The organism is Mycoplasma sp. CSL7491-lung (assembly GCF_018913965.1).
Taxonomy (GTDB): Bacteria; Bacillota_I; Bacilli_A; order Mycoplasmatales; family Metamycoplasmataceae; genus Mycoplasmopsis.
In genome coordinates this window covers 74,888-96,218 of record NZ_JAHMHG010000001.1, presented here as the reverse complement: position 1 = coordinate 96,218, position 21,331 = coordinate 74,888, and the positions used below count along the sequence as shown (strand labels likewise).

The following is a 21,331-nucleotide window of genomic DNA, read 5'->3' as shown; positions in this document are numbered from 1 at the left end:
CTTTCATAAAATTTTAGAAATATTATACAAAAATAGTTTAACATAAAAAATATTTGATAAATTGATAATTTTTTATAAAAATTATTTTTTATCTCTTGATCATTCTACATAATTAAATGTTTTTATTTTATATCCATTCTTTAAAGAACTATTAATATAACTTTCAATACTATCATCAACTTTCTTTAATAACTCTACAATTGTCTGAGCATCAAATAGCGAATCATGAAATTTACCCATTTCTAAACCAAATTCTTTTGCTAGGTTTTCTAGCTTATAACTCTTAAGGCCCGGCACATTTTTTTTCATCGTATTAAAACTACATAGATAATTAAATTTTACATTTTCCAATTTATCACCAATATTTTCACTATAATATTTGAAATTAAAAAATAATCTGTAAATATCAAAAGCGGCGTTATGTGCTATTCATAAATAATCACCAGTTAAATATTTATATATTTTGTTAAATTCTTCGTAAAATTTAGGTTTATTTATCAAAAATTCATCGCTTATTTTGTGAACTAAGTAAGCTTGGCGATGTATTCGAAGGTCATTTTTAAAGTAAAAGTTAATCTCATCAACTTTAATTTCATTTTCATATACAACTAACGATAGTTGTATAATTTCACCTTGCAAAGATGTTGTTTCTGTATCGAAAAATACAATTTTATTGTACTTCTGTTTTATTTCGCTTTTTTTATTACTTTTTATTTTATTTACAATTTTTGTCGGAACATTTTCCTTATATTCTTTAATCATTAAAGTTTTTTGACAAAGAATATTTAGTTGATTTTCGTTATAAAGGTTAATAAATTCTTCAACACTAATTTCATTACTGAAACCATCTAAAATTTTTAATAAAATTATCTCAAATTTTTGAAAATCATTAATAGTAATCTTATAACGCATATTATCTTTAATGTTTAGTAAATAACCAACAGGAATATTCTTATTTTTAGATGTTTTATATAAAATAAGCAAGTAAACTGCAACTTGAAAAAAATGTGTAAGAGATAAATTTGACACAAACTTAATCTCGTGCACTTCGTTTGTATATTTTTGATAAAAATCAATTATACCCAAAATTTTATTATCTCAATTAACGCCAATTTGCTGCTCAAAATTACTTTTTGATAAATATTTTTGCATTCTTGAATATATTTTATTATGATTTTCTTTATCAATTCAAGTTGGAAAATTGTTTATATTATCCTCAAAATGTTTTAGTCTAGTTATATCATTTGTTTCAATAGAATGCTTAATAAAACATAACTCTAAAAAAGAATTAAATTCCTTGTTGATAATTTTCTCTATATACTGGTGTGTTTCTTTCGATATTGAATTAAACATAGTAAAAAAATTTAATATTATTCTATTAATTTTCTTAATTTCATCTAAATTATCATTTCCTAATATTTGTTCGGCATAAATTCCATTAATATCTGAAATATCATAAAAGAAACCATCATAAGTAATTATGTTTGAAATTTTAATAATTTCATCTTTTTTATTTATTTCACTAATATCTATTAAACTCTTTAGTTCTTCTTCTATTTCAATAGGTATAAACTTTATAATTTCAGTTGCTTTTTTGATATTATAAGCTTCGTCACTTGAGTCATTTTCATAGTCTATTCAACCATCAATTTGATCTTTCATACCTTCCATTAAAGTAGGCAATGATCTATTTTTATTAAAAAATATATGTAATTCTTCAATATTTCTAGTTGCTGCCACATAAAACAATTTATTAAATTCATCTATAGTATATTTCTTTTGAACATCACCATCAAGATTAATTATTATAACTATTTTACGTTCCAAACCTTTTACTTGATGTACAGAACTAAAAACAATTTTCCCATGCATTTCTTTAAAATCTACTTTTTCTTCGTTATCAGATCTAGAAACATATACTTTAAAACCCTTTAATGTAAGTTTATTAGCGGTATCTCGTATTATATTAATATTAGTAGTATTCGATAGAACAAATATATTTTCTTGTCCGTATTGGTGAATTTTTTCAACTATAGTTTCTTCAAACAATTTATCTTTATATTCAAAAGCATTAATTTTTAATATACCTTCTTTGTTCAAAGCATTAAAAGACTCGCTTTTATATTGTTTACTTTCTTTTAACATACGCCAGGTAGCATTAGGCACCCTAAACGAACCATTTATTTCTAATTTTTTTCAAGTTTTAGAAGGTATTAATTTATCAATATTTTCAAGAAACATTGAACTAGCTTTTTTGAAGTTATATATTTCTTGATTTGAATCGCCTATAAACATGACTCTCGCTTTTGCGTTATATTTTAATATTTTAAGTATTAAAACTCAATAAAGTGGAGTTATATCCTGTGCTTCATCTATAATGATTGTATCGTATTCATCAACAGTTAATATTTTAGATTCATTAAACTCTTTTAAGCCAAGATCGTCCATAACTATTTTTTTGCTCTTTTTAGTTGCGAAAGAGTGAAATGTATGAATGTCACAATTTTTTATTGTAATATCTTTTTTTAAAATCCTTATTTTTGTATCATTTACTAATTTTGTATTATATGATAAAACTAATATTTTTGAGTTTAAATTATATTTATTTGACTCATAAATAATTTCTACTATAACTCTAGTTTTTCCACTGCCAGCAGCCGCATTTACTATTAAATTATCACCATAAAAAGAATTAATTATCTTTCTTTGTTCTAAAGATAATTCATTATTTTTATTTTCTTTTTTCATTTTTTAGTTAATTAGAAAAATAGAGGTTACCCTCTATTTTAAATAATTAAAATTCCTCAATTGTTCCATTAAGTTCTTCAAATGCTGCTTTTGCAGAAGCAGAAGCTTTATTTACTACAACATGTAATTTTTTAGTTAATGTACCATTTCCTAATAATTTTATTGGTAATGATCTTTTTACTAAACCTTCTTCGAATAATCTTTCTACTGTTACTTTTTCACCATCTTTAAATTTTAACTCTAAATCAGATAAATTAATTACTTGGTATTCAACATGATTTACGTTTGTAAATCCACGTTTTCCAATACGACGGAATCAAGGAGTTTGTCCCCCTTCAAATCCTAATCTGTGCCCTTTACGTTTATTTTGTCCTGATTGACCTTTACCAGCTTGTTTACCTTTTCCGGCAGCATGCCCACGCCCTTTACGGTGTTTTTCTGGTCTTGAACCTTCTGTTGATTTTAATGTATGTAATTTAATTGCCATAATTATTTAAAATCCTTTACATCTTTATCTCTAAGTTCTGCAATTTGTTCAGGTGTTCTTAATTGTTTAAGGGCTTTAACTGTTGCTTTAACAATGTTTGCTTTTTTACGTGAACCATATGTTTTTGTAACAATATCTGTGTAACCAGCAAGTTCAACAACTGCACGTACTGCACCAGAAGCGATAAGACCTTTTCCTTTTGGAGCAGGTTTTAACATAACTTTTGATGCTAAGTATTTTGTCATTGGAATTTCGTGTGGAATTGTACCTGTTTTACTATCAAGTGGAACTGTTACTAAATTATTTTTAGCATCTTTGATAGCTTTCTTAATTGAGTCTGGAACTTCGTTTGCTTTCCCGTGACCGTATCCAACTACACCTTTTTTATTTCCAATAACAACAAAGGCTGAGAAACTAAATCTTCTTCCACCTTTAACAACCTTTGTAACACGAGCAATATCGATAACTTTTTCAGTATATTCTGATTCTGCTCTTTGACGGTTATTTCTTGTGTTGTTTCTTCTTGGTCCACGACGATTTTGTGTTCTAACTTTATCTGAATTTTCGTTTTGATCATTAGCAACATTTTTTCTTGGTCTAAAAGTTTTTTTAGCAGTAACTTCTTTTGTACCTGTTGTTTCGTTTTGAGTTAAAACTTTTTTATTATCTTTTTCCATAATTAGAATTTAACTCCTTTCGCTCTTACTGATTCAGCAAATGCTTTTACACGACCATGATATAAATATCCACCACGATCAAATACTACTTCTTTAATTCCTAATGAATTAATTTTTTCTCCCATTAATTCACCTAATTTTTCAGCAGCTTTAATGTTACCACCATATGTTTCATCTTTAAGTGTTGAAACTGATGCTAATGTAACTCTTTTTTGGTCATCGATTAATTGTGCATAAAAGTTTTGGTGAGATTTAAAAACGTTTAAACGTGGTTTTGTAGCTGTACCGTTAATTCAGTAACGTGCACGTTGGTGTTTAACTTTTCTAGCTTGATTTCTTGATAATTTTGCCATAATGTTTTAATTAACTTCTTAATACTATTTAGAAGCTGTTTTCCCTTCTTTACGTCTAATTTTTTCACCTTTATATGAAATACCTTTACCTGAGTAAACACTTGGTTTTCTAACTGCTCTAACAATTGAAGCAAAGTGCCCTACGTTTTGTTTATCGATACCAAATACTGAAACTTCTGTTGGTTTTGCAACTGTAACTTTAATGTCACTTGGAATTTCTAATGAATGGATGTGGCTATATCCAGCTGATACATCTAGTTTTGAACCTGATAAAACAGCTTTATACCCAACTCCTTTAATTTCTAAATCAATTTTGAAACCTTTTGTAACACCTTCAATCATATTTGAAATATGAGAATTTGTTGTTCCATGTAATTGTTTAGTTGTTTTTTCTTCGTTTGCACGAATTGTTGAAACTTTATTATCTTCTACTTTTACTGTGATTAAATGACTAAATGTTCTTGTTAAAGTACCTAATGGTCCTTTAACTGTAACTGTTGAATTATCTACTGTAACTGTTGCTCCAGCAGGTATTGTTAAAATACGATTTCCTACACGAGACATACAACTACCTATCAAATGTGAGCGATAATTTCACCACCCACTTTTGCCTCTCTAGCTTGTGTTCCTGTCATTAATCCTTTTGATGTAGAAATGATAACTGTTCCATATCCTGACATAATTGTTGGAATTTCAAGAGTTTTTACATAAACTCTAAGACCTGGTTTTGAGATTCTTTTAATCCCAACAATAGCAGGTTGATTTTTCTTGTATTTTAATGTAACTACTAATTCTTTTGATGTACCTTCACCTTTAACTTCATAAGATGAAATATAACCTTCTGAGTGAACCACTTTTAAAATTTCTTCTTTTTTTGTTGAATAAGGCATTGAAACTGTTTTGTGTTTTCTAATATTCGCGTTTTTAATACGAACTACTAAATCTGAAATTGGATCTGTAATAAACATAATTATCAACTCGCTTTCTTCACACCTGGAATTTTACCTTCATGCGCAAGGTTTCTAAAACAGATACGACATATTTTATATTTTCTTAATACTGCATGTGGACGTCCACATAATTCACAACGTGTATATGCACGTGATGAAAATTTTGGTTCGCGTTTCGCCTTAACTATTAATGCTTTTCTCGCCATTATTTAGCTCCTTTTTTTTCAAATGGTACACCTAATGATTCTAATAATGTTCTTGCTTCTTCGTTTGTTTTAGCTGTAGTTACTACAAGAACATCTAACCCTTTAATACGACGAATTTTATCAAATTCGATTTCTGGGAAAATAATTTCTTCTTTAATACCTAAAGCAAAATTCCCTCTACCATCAAATGCTTTAGGGTTTGCTCCACGAAAATCACGAATACGTGGCATTGCAACATTTATTAATTTATCTAAAAATTCTCACATTCTATCTCTACGTAGTGTAACTTTTCCACCCATAGCCATTCCTTCACGAAGTTTTCATGAAGCGTTAGATTTTTTAGCTTTTGTTTCGAATGGTTTTTGTCCTGAAATTAATGTTAATTCATTTAAAACTTCTTCGATTGCTTTTGAATTTGAAACTTCTTTACCAGCTGTCATGTTTAATACAACTTTTTCAATTCTAGGTACTTGCATTGATGAAGAGTAGTTGTATTTTTCTTTAAGAGCCGGAACTGCTTTTTCTAAATAAATTTGTTTTAACATATACTACACTTCCTTTTGAGTTTTTCTAGCAACTCTTACTTTTTTACCGTTTTTATTAATTTTATATCCTAGTTTTGAAGTTTGTTGTTTACTTGTTTTACTTGATTTTTTTACTAAATAAGCTACGTTTGATGCATGAATTGGAGCAGCCATTTCTGTTATAGAACCGTCTTGATTTTGTTGTGTTGGTTTGTTGTGTTTTGTAACGATATTTACATCTTTAACGATAACTCTATTTGTTTTGTGGAATATTTTTTCAATAACTCCAATTTTCCCTTTTTCTTTACCAGCAATTACAATAACTTGGTCGTCTTTTTTAAATTTAATTTTTGTCATAATTTAATTTTCCTTTACTACTATAATACTTCTGGTGCTAAAGAAACAATTTTAGGGAATTTTTCTCTAATTTCACGAGCAACTGGTCCAAAAACACGAGTTCCACGTGGTGTTAAATCTTCTTTAAGAATAACAACTGCGTTATCATCAAATTTAATATATGAACCGTTTGTACGGTGAATACCATATTTTGAACGCACAACTACCGCTTTAACAACTTGACCTTCTTTTACCATACCGTTAGGTAAAGCTTTTTTTACTGAACAAACTATAATATCACCAATTTTAGCAACTTTTTTCTTTGATCCACCTAATACACGAATTACACCTATTGTTTTTGCACCTGAGTTATCAGCTACATTTGCTCTTGATAATTCTAAAATCATATTAGTTGTTTCCTTCGATAGCAGATTCTTTTACTGATACTAATCTAAAGTGTTTTGTTCTTGAAAGTGGTCTTGTTTCCATAATAACAACAATATCGTTTAATTTAGCAACTTCATTTTCGTCATGTACTGCAAATCTTTTAGTTGATTTGTAACGTTTTGAATAAAGTGGGTGTTTTTTGTATGTGTCAACAGCAACAATAATTGTCTTAGCACTTTTACCTGCTGAAACAACTTTACCTGTTAAAGTTTTTCTTGTATTTCTTTCCATAATTATTTATTCTCCTTTTTGGCATTTAATGCTGTAAGAGTTTTAGCAATATCTGTTCTTAAAAGTTTAATTTTGTGTGTATCTCTTAAATCACCAGTAACGTTTCTATATCTAAGTGTGAATAATTCTGCTTTTAATTTTAAAGTTAATTCTTCAAGCTCTTTTGTTGATTTTTCTAATAAATCTTTGTAACTCATAATTATTCATCTCCTTTTCTTTGAACTATTTTTCATTTAACAGGTAATTTGTGACCAGCTAAACGAAGAGCGTCACGCGCAATTTCTTCACTAACACCACCAACTTCAAACATCATTGTGTTAACTTTTACTGCTGTATATCATAATTCTGGAGCACCTTTTCCTGAACCCATACGAACACCGATAGGTTTAGATGTTTTAGAAAAGTGTGGGAAGATTCTAATAATAACTTGACCTTCACGACCCATTCTACGTGTTGCTGCAATACGTGCTGATTCTATTTGACGAGCTGTAACTCATGCTGATGTAACTGCTTGCAATCCGAATTCACCGAATGCAACAGTGTTTCCTTTTGTAGCTTTTCTTTTGTCGTGTCTAACAACAAAAGGTTTTCTATATTTAGTTCTTTTAGGTTGTAACATTATTTTTTACCTCCTAAAATTTCTCCAAGTGAAACTCAAACTTTAACACCAATAGCTCCATATGTTGTTCTAGCTGTTGCTGTTGCGTATTCTACATTTTGTCTTAATGTATGAAGTCTCATTTCTCCTTCAGAATAACCTTCTGAACGAGCCATATCAACTCCGTTTAAACGACCGCTAACCATAGTTTTAATACCTTTAGCACCTGCTTTTAAAGCAGCTCTAATAGCAATTTTTTGTGCTTGACGGAAGCTTTCACGGTTTTCTAATTTTGTTGCAATCATTTCTGCAAGTAATCTTGCGTTTAAGTCATAATTTTTTAATTCTATAACTTGTAATTTTAAATTAAGATTTTTATTTTTAACAAATTTTTGAACCTTAACTGTTAATTCTTGAATGTTCTTACCTTCTTGACCTAACATTGCTGCAGGTTTAACTGTGTGTAAGTTAACTGTCACTTTGTTATCTTTAGTTCTTTTTATTTCAACTTTTCCGATTTGGTATTCACGTACTAATTTATCAAAGAATTTATAAATTTTAGCATCTTCAACTAAATATGATCCGAAATTATCTTTATCTGCAAATCATGTTGAATTATGGTTTTTTGAAACTCCGTAACGGAATCCATTTGGATTAACTTTTTGTCCCATTAGTTTCTCTCCTCTAATACTATTGATAAATTTGATGTACGTTTTAAAATTGAATAAGCTCTACCTTGACTTCTTGGTTGGAATCTTTTAAGTGTTGGACCTTCATTTACATAAACTTCTTTTACGAATAATTTTGATGCGTTCATTCCGTGGTTGTTTGTTGCGTTAGCAACTGCTGAATTAAGTAATTTAAGGAAAATTGGTGCTGATTTTTTAGATGTATTTTCTAAAAGACCTAAAGCAACATTAACATCTTTTCCTCTGAATAAGTTAGCAACCAATTTTGCTTTAGATGAACTTACTCTTTGTAATTTTACATGTGCTTTTGCTTGTTGTGCCATTATTTCTTCTTACCTTTATCTGCACCATGACCTGAAAATGTTCTTGTAGGTGCAAATTCCCCTAATTTATGTCCAACCATATCATCTGTTACGTAAACTTCGATAAATTTATTTCCGTTATGAACTGCGAATGTTAAACCAACGAAACTTGGGAAGATTGTTGAACGTCTTGATCAAGTTTTAATTGGTTTTTTAGGTGCGTTCCCTTCTACAATAGCATCTACTTTTTTAAGTAAATGATCATCTGCGAATGGACCTTTTTTAAGACTACGTGCCATTATTTAGCATCCTTTCTTCTTCTTAAAATAAGTTTATTTGAAGATTTTTTAGTTTTTCTTGTTTTAACTCCAAGAGCTTTTTTACCTCAAGGTGTAAGTGGGGCTTTACGTCCAACAGGTTGTTTACCTTCCCCTCCACCATGTGGGTGATCTACAGGGTTCATAACTGAACCACGAACTGTAGGTCTGATTCCTTTATGTCTATTGATTCCAGCTTTACCTACGTTAACAAGTGAATGTTCTTCGTTACCAACAACACCAATTGTTGCACGACAACGAGCTAATACACGACGTGTTTCTCCTGATTTAAGTCTAAGAACAACGTATTTTCCATCGTCATCTTTACCAAGTAATTGAGCTGATGTTCCAGCACTACGTGCTATAATACCACCACCTCCTGGTTGCATTTCGATGTTGTGTACAAATGTACCTTCAGGAATGTTAGATAATGGAAGTGCGTTCCCAACAACGATATCAACATTTTCTCCTGAAATAACTTTTTGACCTAAAACTATTCCTTTAGGTGTTAATATATATCTTTTTTCTCCATCAGCATATGCTAATAAACTAATGTTAGCTGAACGGTTTGGATCATATTCAATAGTTTTAACAATAGCTGGGATATTATCTTTATTACGTTTAAAATCTACAAGTCTGTAAAATCTTTTTACACGTCCTCCGTGATGTCTAACAGTTATTTTACCTTGGTTATTACGCCCTGCATGATATTTTAGATTAACTAAAAGTGATTTTTCAGGTGCATGACCAGATAAGTTTTGTCTGAAATCAAGAGAAGACATATTTCTACGACCATTTGTAGTTGGCTTATAATGTTTAATTGCCATAATTGTCTTTTCTCCTTTGCTTAAAAATAGTGCGGAATTTCTTTTAAGCAATATTTTAATCCGCTTTTATTTATATTTTTGTTTAAATTAAATAACTAAAGTTCATCGGAGAACTATTCTCCACCAACTTTACGTTTTGTTGTTGTTTTTGCTTTAACAGTTGCTTTTTTTGTTGCAACTTGTTTTTTAGATGCTAATTTTTTAGCTACTTTATTTTCAACGTCTTTTGCTTTTGCTTCTTTTGCTTTTTTAGCTTCTTTTGCTTCTTCAGAAACTATTTGCGCTTTTTCTTCATCATCACTTGGAATATAGTTAATTGATTGACCTTCTACTAATTTAACCATAGCTTTTTTGTAACGATTTGTAAATCCGTGGAAACGACCAACACTTTTTGGTTGTTTTTCGACTTTAATTGTTCTAACAGACGCTACTTTTACACCAAAAATTGTTTCAATAGCTTCTTTGATTTGATATTTATTAGCAGCGTAGTCAACTTTAAAAACAAATGTTGATTGTGTTGTTCTTAAAACATCAGTTTTCTCTGTTAAAATTGGTGATTTAATTACTTGAGTTAATTCCATGATTATTTAGCCTTTCTTTCCAAAAGCTCTAAGCTTTGTTTTGAAATGATCATTACATCTGCACCAACTATTTCTTCAACAGTTAATGAATTAGCTTTAGTTGTAGCAACATTTGGTAAATTTTTAGCTGATTTAAATACGTTGTAATCTTCATTTACTACTAATACGTGTCTTAAATCATTTACATTAAGTTCAACTAATTTATTAACTAAATCTTTTGTTTTGATTGAGTTTAATGTTAAGTCATCAACAATAACTGCATTGTCTTGTGATAATAATGTAAGTGCTGATACAAAAGCGTTGTATTTAACTTTTTTATTTACTTTAAGTGAATAATTTTTATTTGATTGAGGCCCAAAAGCTCTACCACCACCTACTCAAATTGGTGAACGCATAGAACTGTGACGTGCTCTACCTGTACCTTTTTGTCTTCATGGTTTTTTACCACTTCCACTAACTTCGGCACGATTTTTAACTTGGTGTGTACCTTGTCTTCTTGATGCTCTTTCTGATAAAATTGTGTCAAAAATAGCTTGTTCATAGATTTTTTCACTTTGGAATAACGCTTTAGGTAATTTAACTTCTGATTTTAATACTTTTTTAACTACTTTTTTAGTTGTTGTAGTTGTTTTTACTTCTTTTTCTTTTTTTGCTACTACTTTTTTTGTTTCTGTTTTTTTAGCAGCAGGTTTTTTAGTTGTTGTAGTTGTTTTTTTAGCAGCAGGTTTTTTAGTTGTTTTTGTTGTAGTTTCTTTTTCTACTTTAGCTTTTTTTGTTTCTGCCATAACTATTTATCCCCTTCTTGAGCTTCTTTAGCTTCTGCTTCTTCTATTAATGCTTTTAATTCTGATGAATGCATTCCAACTGTAACTTCAATATTGTGTTTTTTAGCTTGTTCAATTAATTCATTTAATAATTGAACTTCTTGAACATCAACAAGTTTAACACCTTCGTGAGCTGGAAGACCTTTAACAGCTTCTTTAACAACTATATATGACTTTTTAGGTCCAGGAATTGATCCTTTAACTAAAATTAAATTATTTTCTAAATCAACTTTTACAACTTCTAAGTTTTGCACAGTGGTTTTTACATTACCTAAATGACCTGGCATTGTCATACCTTTGAAAACTCTGTTTCCTGCGATATCTCCAAGTGATCCTGTTTGTCTTACTGGTTGTGATCCACCACCACCACCGTGTGATTTAGGTCCAATGTGTTGGTTGTGTCTTTTAATTGTACCAGCAAAACCTTTTCCTTTAGATGTACCTGTAACATCAACAAGTTCACCAACTTTAAATATGTCAGCTTTAATTGTGTCTCCAAGTTCGAAACCTGACATTTCACGAACTTCTTTTACGAAGCGCTTAGGTGTTGTTTTAGCTTTAGCAAACTGACCGCTATCTGGCTTATTAACACGGTTAGCTTTTTGTTCAAATACGGCAAGTTGTGTGGCAACATAACCGTTTTTGTCGTTTGTTAAAACTTTAGTAACAACATTTGGTTGTACTTCTATTACAGTAACAGGTATTCTTAAACCTGTTTCGGTGTAAATTTGAGTCATACCAACTTTACGTCCTAAGATTCCTTTCATTTTTTCTCCTTAAAAATTTTAATTTAAATTATTTAACTTTAATTTGAATTCCTACACCAGCAGGTAATTCTAATCTGTTTAATTTGTCAGTAACTTCACTATTAGCGTTTTCAACAACTACTAATCTTTGATGAGTTCTACTTTCAAATTGTTCACGACTTGGTTTGTTAACGTGAACTGATCTTAAAATTGTGATTTCATCTCTTTTAGTTGGTAATGGAATTGGTCCACTAACTTTAGCTTTAAGTTCTTTTAACAATAAATAAACTTTTTTAGCTCCTTCATCAACTAATGTATGATCAAACCCTTTAATTTTAATGTTTAGTTTGCTCATGTTGTCTCCTTTTGTTCTTTTGAACAATAACTCACTATAAAAACCTAGATAATACCTCAACAACTTTGTATTACTAGCAACCTTATAGATCTACGTTATAGTTGCTTTATAATTATATAATAAAAACCGAAAAATAGAAATCATTTTTTTCGGTTTTTAATTTTAACAACTGTTCTCGGTGTATCATTATGCAATTCTTTTGTCTATTCAATCCTCTAGAACTTCTTCTGGGACGTATTCAAAACCTTTTTCAACTATTTCGTCTCCTTTTAATAATATAGTTGTAGGGACCTTTAAAACTCTTCATTTAGTATTAGGGTCTCTAAAAAGTTTTGCTTCTTCAGCGTCAACATTTATAAATTCAACTTGATTATTTCCTTCAAATTTATTTGCAACTTCATTGAAAACGGGTTTCATCATTTTACAATCTGTACATCATTCAGTTGTAAAAGTTAAAAAAGTTAATTTATCTGTATCTTTATTTTTAATTAATTCTTGAGCTTCTGCTCAATTCATTTTTTTAATCATTTTTTCTCCTTTTATTAATTATTAAATTAATCTTGAAAATCAAATTCATCTAGCCAATCTTTTTCGTGATTATATTCTTTCTCTTCAGATAATTTTATTGTTATCGGTGTATGTCTATTTTCGATATTATAATCAAACTCTTCAGTCTTTGATTTTAAGTCATTATATCAAAAATAAAAATCTTCAACTACCTTTGAATCAGTTTTTTTTAAAATTATTTTTTCTAATTTTGAATAACTTAAATTTTTAAAATCTAAAACAAAATGTCTAGCTGCATAAAATAAAAAATCATAATAATCTTTTACCCTTTTAGTGTATATAAAATCATTATTTTCGTTTTTTAAAAACCTTACTTTTTCGCTTAATGTTATTTTTTTATTACTAAATAATTGGCGAAATTTAATGTTTGTCAAATGAGAAAAAATAGAAAATGTAATTAAAGCTAAAGCGAAAATAGGTAAAATTGGAGATAAAAAAGGTATATACAAAATATTTATTAAGGTATCAAAAAAAACTCCTATATTATTTCAAACTGAAACATTATCAATTGTAAAATAATCTTTTTTGCTTAACCCGAACTTTTTTCATCACCCTTCGGTAAAAATTAAAGATAAATTTTTAGGTTGAAAAGAAAAATTTTCAATAGTCAAAAAATGTATAACTAAATGATCTAAAAGTGTAGCTGCTACAAAAAAGTATATTATTGAAGAGTAAATTTTATATCTTAATTCTCCGATTCGAATCATATTAATTCTACTAAAATAGAAAATTATTTTATTTTCATTAAAATTAAAATAAATTTCAAAACAAAAAACTATTGTAAAACCAACGAATAGAAATATAATAGTATTGCCGAATAAAAGTCCAAAACTATAAATATAAAATCAATTTAAAATTTCGGGTAAAACATTTGTGTTAAACAGAAGAAAAAAAGCAAAAAGCAAAATAAACAATACTATCCCTATAGTAAGTTTTATTTTGCTAATTTTTTTGTAAAATACTTCCCTATTATTGTTACTATTTAACACCTCCAAATAAGGCATTTTAAGTAAATTTAATAATTTATTTTTTAACATTTTAATTTACCTGTGTAAGAGTGAAGGCTACCATCGGATCTTTATCTGTTAATTTGAATATTTTTTTTCTTATAGTTTTTCTAACTCTTTCGTTTAACTCTCTCATATTAGCGTATTCTTTGCTAGAAATCAAATCAATAATTATATCTTTTATTAATCTATCAAATTTAGAGTATTCATCACTATTTATTACACCAACATAATTAATATGCAATTTACCAATTATTTTCTTTGTCTTAGGTGAATATAAAGAATTAATAATAACAACACCATCACGACCTAAAACTTCTCTCTCAGCGAGAACTTCTGAAGAAATATCTCCAACCCCAAAACCATCTATAATAGTATCGCCAATTTCCTTTATTCTACCGTTATGAGAAATTAATTTTCCGTTTTCAAAATGTGCAATTTTACCATTTAAAAGCACAATTGAATTTGTATTTTTGTTTTCTGTTTGTAAATAATCACAAATGTCAACTAAATACCTATATAAACCTTGTGCAGGTATAAAATAATTTGGCTTTAAATTTTTAATTAAACTAAAAATATCCTCTCTTGATGGTCTACAATAAAAATACTCATTTTCTGGAACATCAATTAAATTAGAAGTGACTTTAGCAATTTCATCTAATGTTTGAGCCGCTTCGGATTCTAAACCGTTCACTGGGGGCGCCATCATAATTACAGTATCTTGTTTATTAATTTTCATATAAACATCATCATTAGAAACTATCCTAACAAAACGAGAATATAATCTCTCAATAGAACCTGTAACTAAAACAACAGCATTATCTGTTTTGTTTATCAATTTATAATCTAATATTTCAGGGAATTGATATTCTGGGTACCCTTTTTCTAAGAATTGCTTAGTTAAAAATAGTATGTCTGCATAATTCTTACCATAAGGAATAATTGGTCTATTATACTTTTTAGCAAGTTCAATTACTTGTTGTAATGTAGCAACATCTTCGGAATATGCACCAATAACAATCCTGCTTTTTGAATTAGATTTTTTAAATGATTCTTCAATATATTTTGGCAATTTTATTTTATCAATGGCTTTACCGTTTGTTTTTGATCTTCCAGCATCACTAATTATTGCGTTTAATTTACGCTTTCCGAATGCTTTAGATAGATGGTAAAATCAAGTTTTACCAAAAATTCCTAAATCACCTTCAACATAGTTAAACATAAACAAATAATCACCTGACTTAGTTATAAAATCAAAACCTAAATTTCCTGGGGTTGAACCAGGAAGAGATATAGGTTGAACAACAATTGAACCTATTTTAGTTCTTTCTGTAATTGTTTTTATTTGAAATTTATCTAATTTTATATTGTATTTTTGAAGTCTTTCTTGAATGAAATGTTTATTTAAGAAAGAAGTATAAATTCTAGCATTTGGCACTTTCATTAGTAATCAAGGAAGAGCGGAAAAACTTTCATTTCTAATATCCGTAATGAAAATTCCTTTAATTTTATCTTTATTTTTTTCTAAAAAAGTAAAGTCGGGTATTAATGTATCAACACCATTTTTTGAATTAATAGGAATTTTTACACCTGAATTAATTATGTATAAATCATCATTATAACTAAAAACGTAACTGTTTTTTCCGTTCTCGTCCTGACCACCTAATGCAAAAATTTTAACATTTTCCATTTTTGTCATCTCCTTATTTTTAATAACGGAATATATTTCTTAATTATAACAAACTATTGCTTATTTTTTTATATAAAAACACAAAACAATTATTTTTAACTGTTTTGTGTTTTTGCTATACCACAGCGATTAAAATCAAACTTAAGGCATAAAATATTAAATTAAAGTAAAATGGATAGTTTGATTTAGATGGTTTATTTTCTTTTTCAAGTTCTTTTTTCTTATTATATTCTAAGAATATTCTTCTCTCTGTTTGATTCATTTTTTTAGCTCTATATTCAATTCTACTTTTATTACTTGAACTAATACCTGTCTTCATTTTTTCTATAGTTCTCTCCAAAAAGCCTCATTTAAAGAGTAAAATGAATAAAACAAGTGCAAATGTAACAATTCCTGAAGCAGTTACTGCATTATTTCATTTTGTTATAGTATCTTTTACACTAAGTGTTGAATATGTAAAGATCGAGAAGTATATAACTAAATAAATTAAACTTATTATATAAAAACGAAGAGAAGTAAAGTTTGCGACGCTTTGACTTTTAAAGCGTGATCATAAAATATTTAATTTATTTTTCATAATTATTTAATTTTGAAGATCTTTTTACCTAATTTTACTCAATCTGCGACTATTTCGTCAATAAAATCAAATCCTTCTTGATAGAATTTATTATCGTTTAAATCAACACCAACTGATTTAAGAATATTAATTGGGTAATCCCTACCACCAGCGCTTAAAAAGTTATCAATATAATTATTAAGTGCTTTTTTACCATGTTGTTTGTATTTTTTAAAGAAATATAGTGCAACTAATTGCCCTATAGCGTACTTATAAACGTAAAATCCATAGTAGTAATGTGGTACATAAATTGAATTAATTGTACTTGAAGTTGAGTATTTTAATTTGTTTGCATTATATTTTTTAGCGTTTTCAAAGTAAATTTTACTAATTGAGTCATAACTTCCAGAAACTTTTCCGTCTCAAATGCCTTTGTACAAATCATATTCGTAATTTGCTCATAAAACTTGTTTGTGTACTGTACCAATGAAATTATCAATTAAAGCGCCTAAAACTTGGAATTTTAATTTATCATTTTTTGAATTTTTTAATAAGTGATCTGTTAGCATTAATTCATTGTAAATTGAAGCGATTTCAGCTAAGAAAATTGGGTATTGGGAATTGACCAAACTATTTCTTGTGTCTGAGAAGTATGAGTGCATTGAGTGACCTAATTCGTGAACTAATGTTTCAACACTACGTAATGATCCTTCAAAGTTCATTGAAATATATTTTTTATCAATTCCGTAAGTACCACCAATACTGTAAGCTCCACCACGTTTGGTGTCTGTAGGCATATAATCAACTCAATTTTCACTTAACGCTTTATTAATTTGTTCATTATATTCATCACCAAAAGGCATAAGTGATTCTTTTGCTAATTCCACCATTTCATCGACAGTGTATTCAGTTTTAACATTAACTAAATCACGCATTGAGTCTCATTTTTGCATTTTTGAACCAAATTTAGCTTGGTAAAATCTTTTGTGTCAGTTACGGTATTTTTGCACCATGTCTTTACTTCGAGAAACTTGTTCAAATAATTTATTTAATAATTCATCTGTCATTTTGTCATCTTTAGTTAACATATCAGTAGCAGATTTAAATTTTCTAATTTTAGCTTCTGTAACGATTTCTTTAAAGTGTTGGAACAAAACTTCAGCAAGTGAATCTTTGTGATTTTCATATGCTTTTCAGAAGTTTTTGTATGATTCCTTTCTAACATTTTCATCTTTATTTTTACCAAATTGGCGGTAGTTAGTTGGATTTAATTTAACTTTCTTTTTACCTAAATAAACATAACCGTAGTCTAATTCGCTATTTGTAAGAATGCTAAATACTTTATGTGGGTCTGGTTGACCATAAGCTGATTCTATTAAATATTCTTCAACTTTATCGTCTAATTTATGGTTATAATCTTCAATTTGATCTTCTAAATGACGTTTATAGTCCGCTAATCTTGGATCATTTTTTCACTCTTTTATTTTTTCAATATTTTTATAAAAACGGTTGGTTTCTGAACCAAATTCAATGTTTAATTTGTTGAAACGAACTTTTAATTCTGACTCTAATTTTAAAATTTCTGGGTTAACTAAATCTTCATTTAATTTATTTGAAACATAGTTTTCTACTTTAAATTCTAATAATGTTTGTTGTTCCGATTTTTTAACGTCTTTAATATACGATTCTAAGTTATCATATTTAGAATCTTTATTTTGAATTCTTTCACGATATACAGTTTCGTATTCATAGATTAATTCTTCAATTTTTTTACCTTTAAGTAAGTCTTCTAAATCTCAAGTATATTTTTTTGGTATATCTGTGTGTTTTTTAAATTGTTTTGCTTTCACTTTTTCTCCTTGTACTTGTATAAAATTAATTTCTATTATTTTTAAGCATTAATTTATCGTATTTTTCATTTATTTTGTAATCTAATTTTTTCATTTTAAATAATGGTTTAGTATTTTTGTTAACCTCATATCATACGTTATAAAATTCTTGTATTTCGCTTATATACTCATCCATTTTATCAAATTCAAGATGTATATTTTCAAAAACATCATAAATGTCTTCTAAATCTATATGGAAACATTTCTTTGTTTCTCTAAGTAAAAACGATTTATTTATCTTATGTTCAAATATATGGTCAATTACAAAACATGTATCACTAGAATTATCTAGCGAATAATCTATTTTAGATGGTATTATGTATGAATCTGGATTTGTCATTATGTAGCCATCATATATTAATTGAACTAAAAGTTCATTTGTCTTATTATTTGATAAATTTTTAAATTCTGTTGATAACTCTGTTTTAATTTTGTTTTTAATTAAGTCTTCTTTTGTTTCTGTACTTGCGTACTCATTTAATAATTTTAATGAGTGTTTTTTAACAAAGGTTTTTATTGCATGTTTTGTTTTTTCTTCAATTAAATTAAAAATCTTATCATTTAATTCATCGGAGTCAAATTTACCAAACACAAAATAAAGTATGAATTTAAATTTATTATTATACTTTTTAGAAGTAAAAATATCAATTATTTCTGTATTCATTAATTCTTCATCTAAAAATAATAATTCCTTGATTAATAATCTAGAAAAAATGTATTTATTTTTAGAATATATAGTTGAATAATAATTATTTTTATCTTTTATTTTTGCATCTATTTCACGAAGTTTTCTGATATTTTCTTCGTCTAATAAATAATTACTATTTTTGTCACTTTCTAAGTATTTATTAGAAATTAAAAACACTAAATAATACTTAAAAAATGTAAATCTAATTAAAGACTTTGCAACTAATTTGTCTACTGTGTAGAATGAAAAATTTTTAGAAAATCCAAAAATTAAATTATCTGATAATTCGTCCGCTATTTTTCCTGAACTATATCTGCTATTAATGTTTTTTGGTATATAAAATGTCTTATTAACAAACTCTTGCAAGGTTTCATATAACTCTTTTTTAACGGGATTAAATATAATCGATTTCTTTATTTCTTTTCATGATTCAGCGAATTTTTTTATATGTTCATTTCCTAAATCATCTTCATCTTCTATTATAAAATTATTTATTTTATCAATATTATTTTTGAGCAGAGAATTATCTTCTAATATTTCTTTAATAAATAAGTTTTTGGTTATTACTTCAAAATTACTTATCTCATTTAAAATAATGTTAATTTCTTTTCAATTCAAGAAATAATTAATGTATGAATCAACAATTTTCTTAATTTCTTCTCTTTTAATCTTTTGAAATAATGGATAGTCTGTTTTAACAATCTTCTTCCTTTTAGAAAATGTTATTTTATCAATAATCTTTTTAGATATGATTTCTTTATCAATATCTTTAAAGTTATTCTTAACATCAATTATGGTATCGAAAAATCTTGTTTTGAATTCTTCGGTTAGTACAGAAGAATCAACAACATATATAAATGTGATTTTTTTATCATCTTCCTTTAAATTTAAAAGACTGTTCATTTCAAATAGTTTTTGGAAAACAGTTTCAAGCTTATGCTTATTGATGTCTTCAAATACTATTATTTTTTTGTTAGACTGAAGGATCACATCAACAATAACATCAACGTTAGCGTCTAAAAATGTAATATCATTATTAAAATTAACTTCACTTCCTTTAAATTTAATCGATTTAAATCTTCATAAATTATTGTTTGTTAGGTAAAAAATAGCTAACATTACAGCTCAAATAAGTATGAATGACACAAATAAAATACCAAAATTATAATTTCAATTCTCACCAGTTTTGGCTATTAATTCAATTAAATTGAAATTGAAATTATAAAAGCTTTTTAATGATAGTGGTACAAGAAAAATAGACGCAATAAATGATGATATTAATAGAAAAATAAATCTTTTTAAAGTCTTGTTTTTATTGACTAAAGTATTACCAACAAATCGATTATTATCTAATTGATACATTATTTGTCTTACTAAACTTTTTTCGATTATATTTTCATTATTTTTATCTTCTTTTGATTCAATTTTATTAATATCACTAAAACTAATCTTAATATAGTCTTTTTCTTTTACATTTTTTAAAAATAACTTTAAAACACTACTTTTACCAGATAATGCTTCACCAGATATTAAAATATTTTTTACGTCATTTTTCTCAATTTCTTTTGATATTTTTTTAGAATAATATGTAATTTCTTCATCGTTAATTGTATCTATATTTGTATTTGTTTCAACAAAATTAAGTTTAGAGTTTATTTTATTATTAAATGAACTATCATCTCTATACATGAACTCTTTTAATTCGTTGAAAGATCATTGTAGATCCTCTAGATCAATAGATTCAAAAGGTAAAATAAAAGATTTAATTTCTAAATTTTCATTACTGTCCAGCATTAAATTAGGATCTATATATAGAAACTTACTAAATCTATCGTCTTCATTAGATTCGTTACCTTCAAGAAAATTAACATAATTTTCATTATAAATATTGTTGCTTATAGACCCTTTAAAATCTACAACTAGGTCGGTTCAAGGTCTATTTAACATTAATTCTAAATTAATTAGCAATTTATTTAAAACGTAAAATAGAAATACATCTCTGTGTCAATTAACATTTTTTAATGAGTAACTGTTTCGTTTTATTCTATACTGATCATTTTTTTCAATAGGTTCTAGAAATGAATGTAAATTAGCATAATATTCTTCATTTTTTAAGATATTGTAACTATTGGTATTTACTATTATTTTTTTATTTAATTGTCTTTCTATAAAAATAATAAAAATTTTTGTATAATCATTATTAAAATGTTCTTTTTCATTATAAACAATATATTTATTAACTAAATCTATCGCAAAAACTATAAGTTCTCCAATGACTAAATCATCTGATAGATCTTTAAAAATTTGTGATAAATCTATTTTATAAAGCGATTCTTTATATAAATCAATATTATTTTGCTCACTAATTTTATTATCTTTATATCAGGTATATCATTTACTATATTTTTCTCAATGGCTACTATCTATTTTTGCATAATTTTTATTAAATTCTATTTCTTTTGTTTGTATTTTAGCAATTATTAATTTTACGAATAATTTATGTAAATAATCATTCAAAATTTCTGCTTTTATTTTATGATTATTTTTAGTAAATATTCTTAATAAATAAGATCAATTTAATCATAAATCACCAACTAAAACTTTGATTTTTGTTTTTTGGGTTCTAGGCATATTATCATTTATTTTAGACATAAAATAATTATACTATATAAAATTATATAAATAATTAAGACATTCATTATTCAATTAATGATTTGTTTTACTTTATATTTCTGT

27 protein-coding genes and 1 pseudogene are annotated in these 21,331 nt (G+C 27.1%); 1 reads left to right on the top strand and 27 read right to left on the bottom strand.

Translation table 4 applies throughout. From position 1 onward, the window contains the following. Positions 1-81: 81 nt before the first annotated feature. From KQ876_RS04235 to KQ876_RS00305, 25 genes and pseudogenes are all read right to left on the bottom strand, one after another. Positions 82-2,748: an exonuclease domain-containing protein gene (locus KQ876_RS04235; RefSeq protein WP_216489770.1), complete on the bottom strand. Its 2,667-nt coding sequence runs from the start codon at positions 2,746-2,748 to the stop codon at positions 82-84. A 46-nt stretch (positions 2,749-2,794) separates the two neighbouring features. After that, positions 2,795-3,229 (bottom strand): 50S ribosomal protein L15, encoded by a 435-nt coding sequence (gene rplO / locus KQ876_RS00420; RefSeq protein ID WP_205852365.1) that lies wholly within the window; start codon positions 3,227-3,229, stop codon positions 2,795-2,797. Between the two features lie 8 nt (positions 3,230-3,237). Continuing rightward, positions 3,238-3,912 carry a 30S ribosomal protein S5 gene (gene rpsE, locus KQ876_RS00415; RefSeq protein WP_253282209.1) on the bottom strand — a complete coding sequence of 225 codons (675 nt, stop codon included), beginning with the start codon at positions 3,910-3,912 and terminating at the stop codon, positions 3,238-3,240. Positions 3,913-3,914: 2 nt separating this feature from the next. Then, positions 3,915-4,265 carry a 50S ribosomal protein L18 gene (gene rplR / locus KQ876_RS00410; RefSeq protein ID WP_241007010.1) on the bottom strand — a complete coding sequence of 117 codons (351 nt, stop codon included), beginning with the start codon at positions 4,263-4,265 and terminating at the stop codon, positions 3,915-3,917. Positions 4,266-4,289: 24 nt separating this feature from the next. Beyond that, positions 4,290-4,829 (bottom strand): 50S ribosomal protein L6, encoded by a 540-nt coding sequence (gene rplF / locus KQ876_RS00405; protein ID WP_205852350.1) that lies wholly within the window; start codon positions 4,827-4,829, stop codon positions 4,290-4,292. An 8-nt stretch (positions 4,830-4,837) separates the two neighbouring features. After that, positions 4,838-5,233 carry a 30S ribosomal protein S8 gene (rpsH, locus tag KQ876_RS00400; protein WP_174893184.1) on the bottom strand — a complete coding sequence of 132 codons (396 nt, stop codon included), beginning with the start codon at positions 5,231-5,233 and terminating at the stop codon, positions 4,838-4,840. A gap of 2 nt (positions 5,234-5,235) precedes the next feature. Beyond that, a complete protein-coding gene (locus KQ876_RS00395; RefSeq protein WP_174893033.1) occupies positions 5,236-5,421 on the bottom strand; it encodes a type Z 30S ribosomal protein S14 in 186 nt (61 codons plus the stop codon). Then, positions 5,421-5,966, bottom strand: a complete 546-nt coding sequence (rplE, locus tag KQ876_RS00390; protein ID WP_205852351.1) for a 50S ribosomal protein L5 — start codon at positions 5,964-5,966, stop codon at positions 5,421-5,423. Before rplE ends, KQ876_RS00395 begins: the two co-directional genes overlap by 1 nt. A 3-nt stretch (positions 5,967-5,969) precedes the next feature. Then, a complete protein-coding gene (gene rplX, locus KQ876_RS00385; RefSeq protein WP_205852368.1) occupies positions 5,970-6,293 on the bottom strand; it encodes a 50S ribosomal protein L24 in 324 nt (107 codons plus the stop codon). 29 nt (positions 6,294-6,322) lie between these two features. After that, positions 6,323-6,688 carry a 50S ribosomal protein L14 gene (gene rplN / locus KQ876_RS00380; protein WP_205852352.1) on the bottom strand — a complete coding sequence of 122 codons (366 nt, stop codon included), beginning with the start codon at positions 6,686-6,688 and terminating at the stop codon, positions 6,323-6,325. Between the two features lies 1 nt (position 6,689). Next, complete coding sequence (gene rpsQ / locus KQ876_RS00375; RefSeq protein ID WP_241007011.1) at positions 6,690-6,959, bottom strand: 30S ribosomal protein S17; 270 nt, start codon at positions 6,957-6,959, stop codon at positions 6,690-6,692. 2 nt (positions 6,960-6,961) lie between these two features. Then, complete coding sequence (gene rpmC / locus KQ876_RS00370) at positions 6,962-7,156, bottom strand: 50S ribosomal protein L29 (protein ID WP_174893037.1); 195 nt, start codon at positions 7,154-7,156, stop codon at positions 6,962-6,964. Positions 7,157-7,158: 2 nt separating this feature from the next. Then, positions 7,159-7,578, bottom strand: coding sequence for a 50S ribosomal protein L16 (gene rplP, locus KQ876_RS00365; RefSeq protein WP_174893038.1), 420 nt, complete (start codon positions 7,576-7,578; stop codon positions 7,159-7,161). Next, the gene (rpsC, locus tag KQ876_RS00360; protein ID WP_205852353.1) at positions 7,578-8,228 is read right to left on the bottom strand and encodes a 30S ribosomal protein S3; all 651 of its coding nucleotides are present in this window, start codon (positions 8,226-8,228) and stop codon (positions 7,578-7,580) included. The genes rplP and rpsC overlap by 1 nt, the downstream gene beginning before the upstream one ends. Then, positions 8,228-8,569, bottom strand: coding sequence for a 50S ribosomal protein L22 (gene rplV, locus KQ876_RS00355; RefSeq protein ID WP_241007012.1), 342 nt, complete (start codon positions 8,567-8,569; stop codon positions 8,228-8,230). The genes rpsC and rplV overlap by 1 nt, the downstream gene beginning before the upstream one ends. Continuing rightward, the gene (rpsS, locus tag KQ876_RS00350; protein ID WP_205852354.1) at positions 8,569-8,847 is read right to left on the bottom strand and encodes a 30S ribosomal protein S19; all 279 of its coding nucleotides are present in this window, start codon (positions 8,845-8,847) and stop codon (positions 8,569-8,571) included. Before rpsS ends, rplV begins: the two co-directional genes overlap by 1 nt. After that, on the bottom strand, positions 8,847-9,692 hold the full coding sequence (gene rplB, locus KQ876_RS00345; protein WP_205852355.1) for a 50S ribosomal protein L2: 846 nt from the start codon (positions 9,690-9,692) through the stop codon (positions 8,847-8,849). The genes rpsS and rplB overlap by 1 nt, the downstream gene beginning before the upstream one ends. Positions 9,693-9,805: 113 nt before the next feature. Further along, positions 9,806-10,273, bottom strand: coding sequence for a 50S ribosomal protein L23 (gene rplW / locus KQ876_RS00340; protein WP_205852356.1), 468 nt, complete (start codon positions 10,271-10,273; stop codon positions 9,806-9,808). Between the two features lie 2 nt (positions 10,274-10,275). Further along, entirely contained in the window at positions 10,276-11,058 is a 783-nt protein-coding gene (gene rplD / locus KQ876_RS00335; protein ID WP_205852357.1) for a 50S ribosomal protein L4, read from the bottom strand. A gap of 182 nt (positions 11,059-11,240) precedes the next feature. Beyond that, positions 11,241-11,864: pseudogene (gene rplC / locus KQ876_RS00330) on the bottom strand (50S ribosomal protein L3); the annotation flags it as partial. Positions 11,865-11,892: 28 nt separating this feature from the next. Next, the gene (gene rpsJ / locus KQ876_RS00325; RefSeq protein WP_205852359.1) at positions 11,893-12,198 is read right to left on the bottom strand and encodes a 30S ribosomal protein S10; all 306 of its coding nucleotides are present in this window, start codon (positions 12,196-12,198) and stop codon (positions 11,893-11,895) included. Between the two features lie 186 nt (positions 12,199-12,384). Continuing rightward, positions 12,385-12,726 carry a co-chaperone YbbN gene (locus KQ876_RS04230; protein ID WP_205852457.1) on the bottom strand — a complete coding sequence of 114 codons (342 nt, stop codon included), beginning with the start codon at positions 12,724-12,726 and terminating at the stop codon, positions 12,385-12,387. A gap of 26 nt (positions 12,727-12,752) precedes the next feature. After that, the gene (locus KQ876_RS00315; protein ID WP_216489765.1) at positions 12,753-13,472 is read right to left on the bottom strand and encodes a hypothetical protein; all 720 of its coding nucleotides are present in this window, start codon (positions 13,470-13,472) and stop codon (positions 12,753-12,755) included. Positions 13,473-13,803: 331 nt separating this feature from the next. Beyond that, positions 13,804-15,462, bottom strand: coding sequence for a ribonuclease J (locus KQ876_RS00310; protein WP_205852362.1), 1,659 nt, complete (start codon positions 15,460-15,462; stop codon positions 13,804-13,806). A gap of 115 nt (positions 15,463-15,577) precedes the next feature. Then, positions 15,578-15,802: a hypothetical protein gene (locus KQ876_RS00305; protein WP_216489763.1), complete on the bottom strand. Its 225-nt coding sequence runs from the start codon at positions 15,800-15,802 to the stop codon at positions 15,578-15,580. A 22-nt stretch (positions 15,803-15,824) separates the two neighbouring features. Here KQ876_RS00305 and KQ876_RS04155 point away from each other — a divergent pair, with 22 nt between their 5' ends. Then, positions 15,825-15,947: a hypothetical protein gene (locus KQ876_RS04155; protein ID WP_256443785.1), complete on the top strand. Its 123-nt coding sequence runs from the start codon at positions 15,825-15,827 to the stop codon at positions 15,945-15,947. 94 nt (positions 15,948-16,041) lie between these two features. Here the strand turns inward: KQ876_RS04155 and pepF are convergent, their stop codons facing one another. Together pepF and KQ876_RS00295 are read right to left on the bottom strand one after the other, a co-directional pair. Then, positions 16,042-17,868: an oligoendopeptidase F gene (gene pepF / locus KQ876_RS00300; protein WP_216489760.1), complete on the bottom strand. Its 1,827-nt coding sequence runs from the start codon at positions 17,866-17,868 to the stop codon at positions 16,042-16,044. A 25-nt stretch (positions 17,869-17,893) separates the two neighbouring features. Then, positions 17,894-21,247: a hypothetical protein gene (locus KQ876_RS00295; RefSeq protein WP_216489758.1), complete on the bottom strand. Its 3,354-nt coding sequence runs from the start codon at positions 21,245-21,247 to the stop codon at positions 17,894-17,896. Positions 21,248-21,331: the final 84 nt, after the last annotated feature.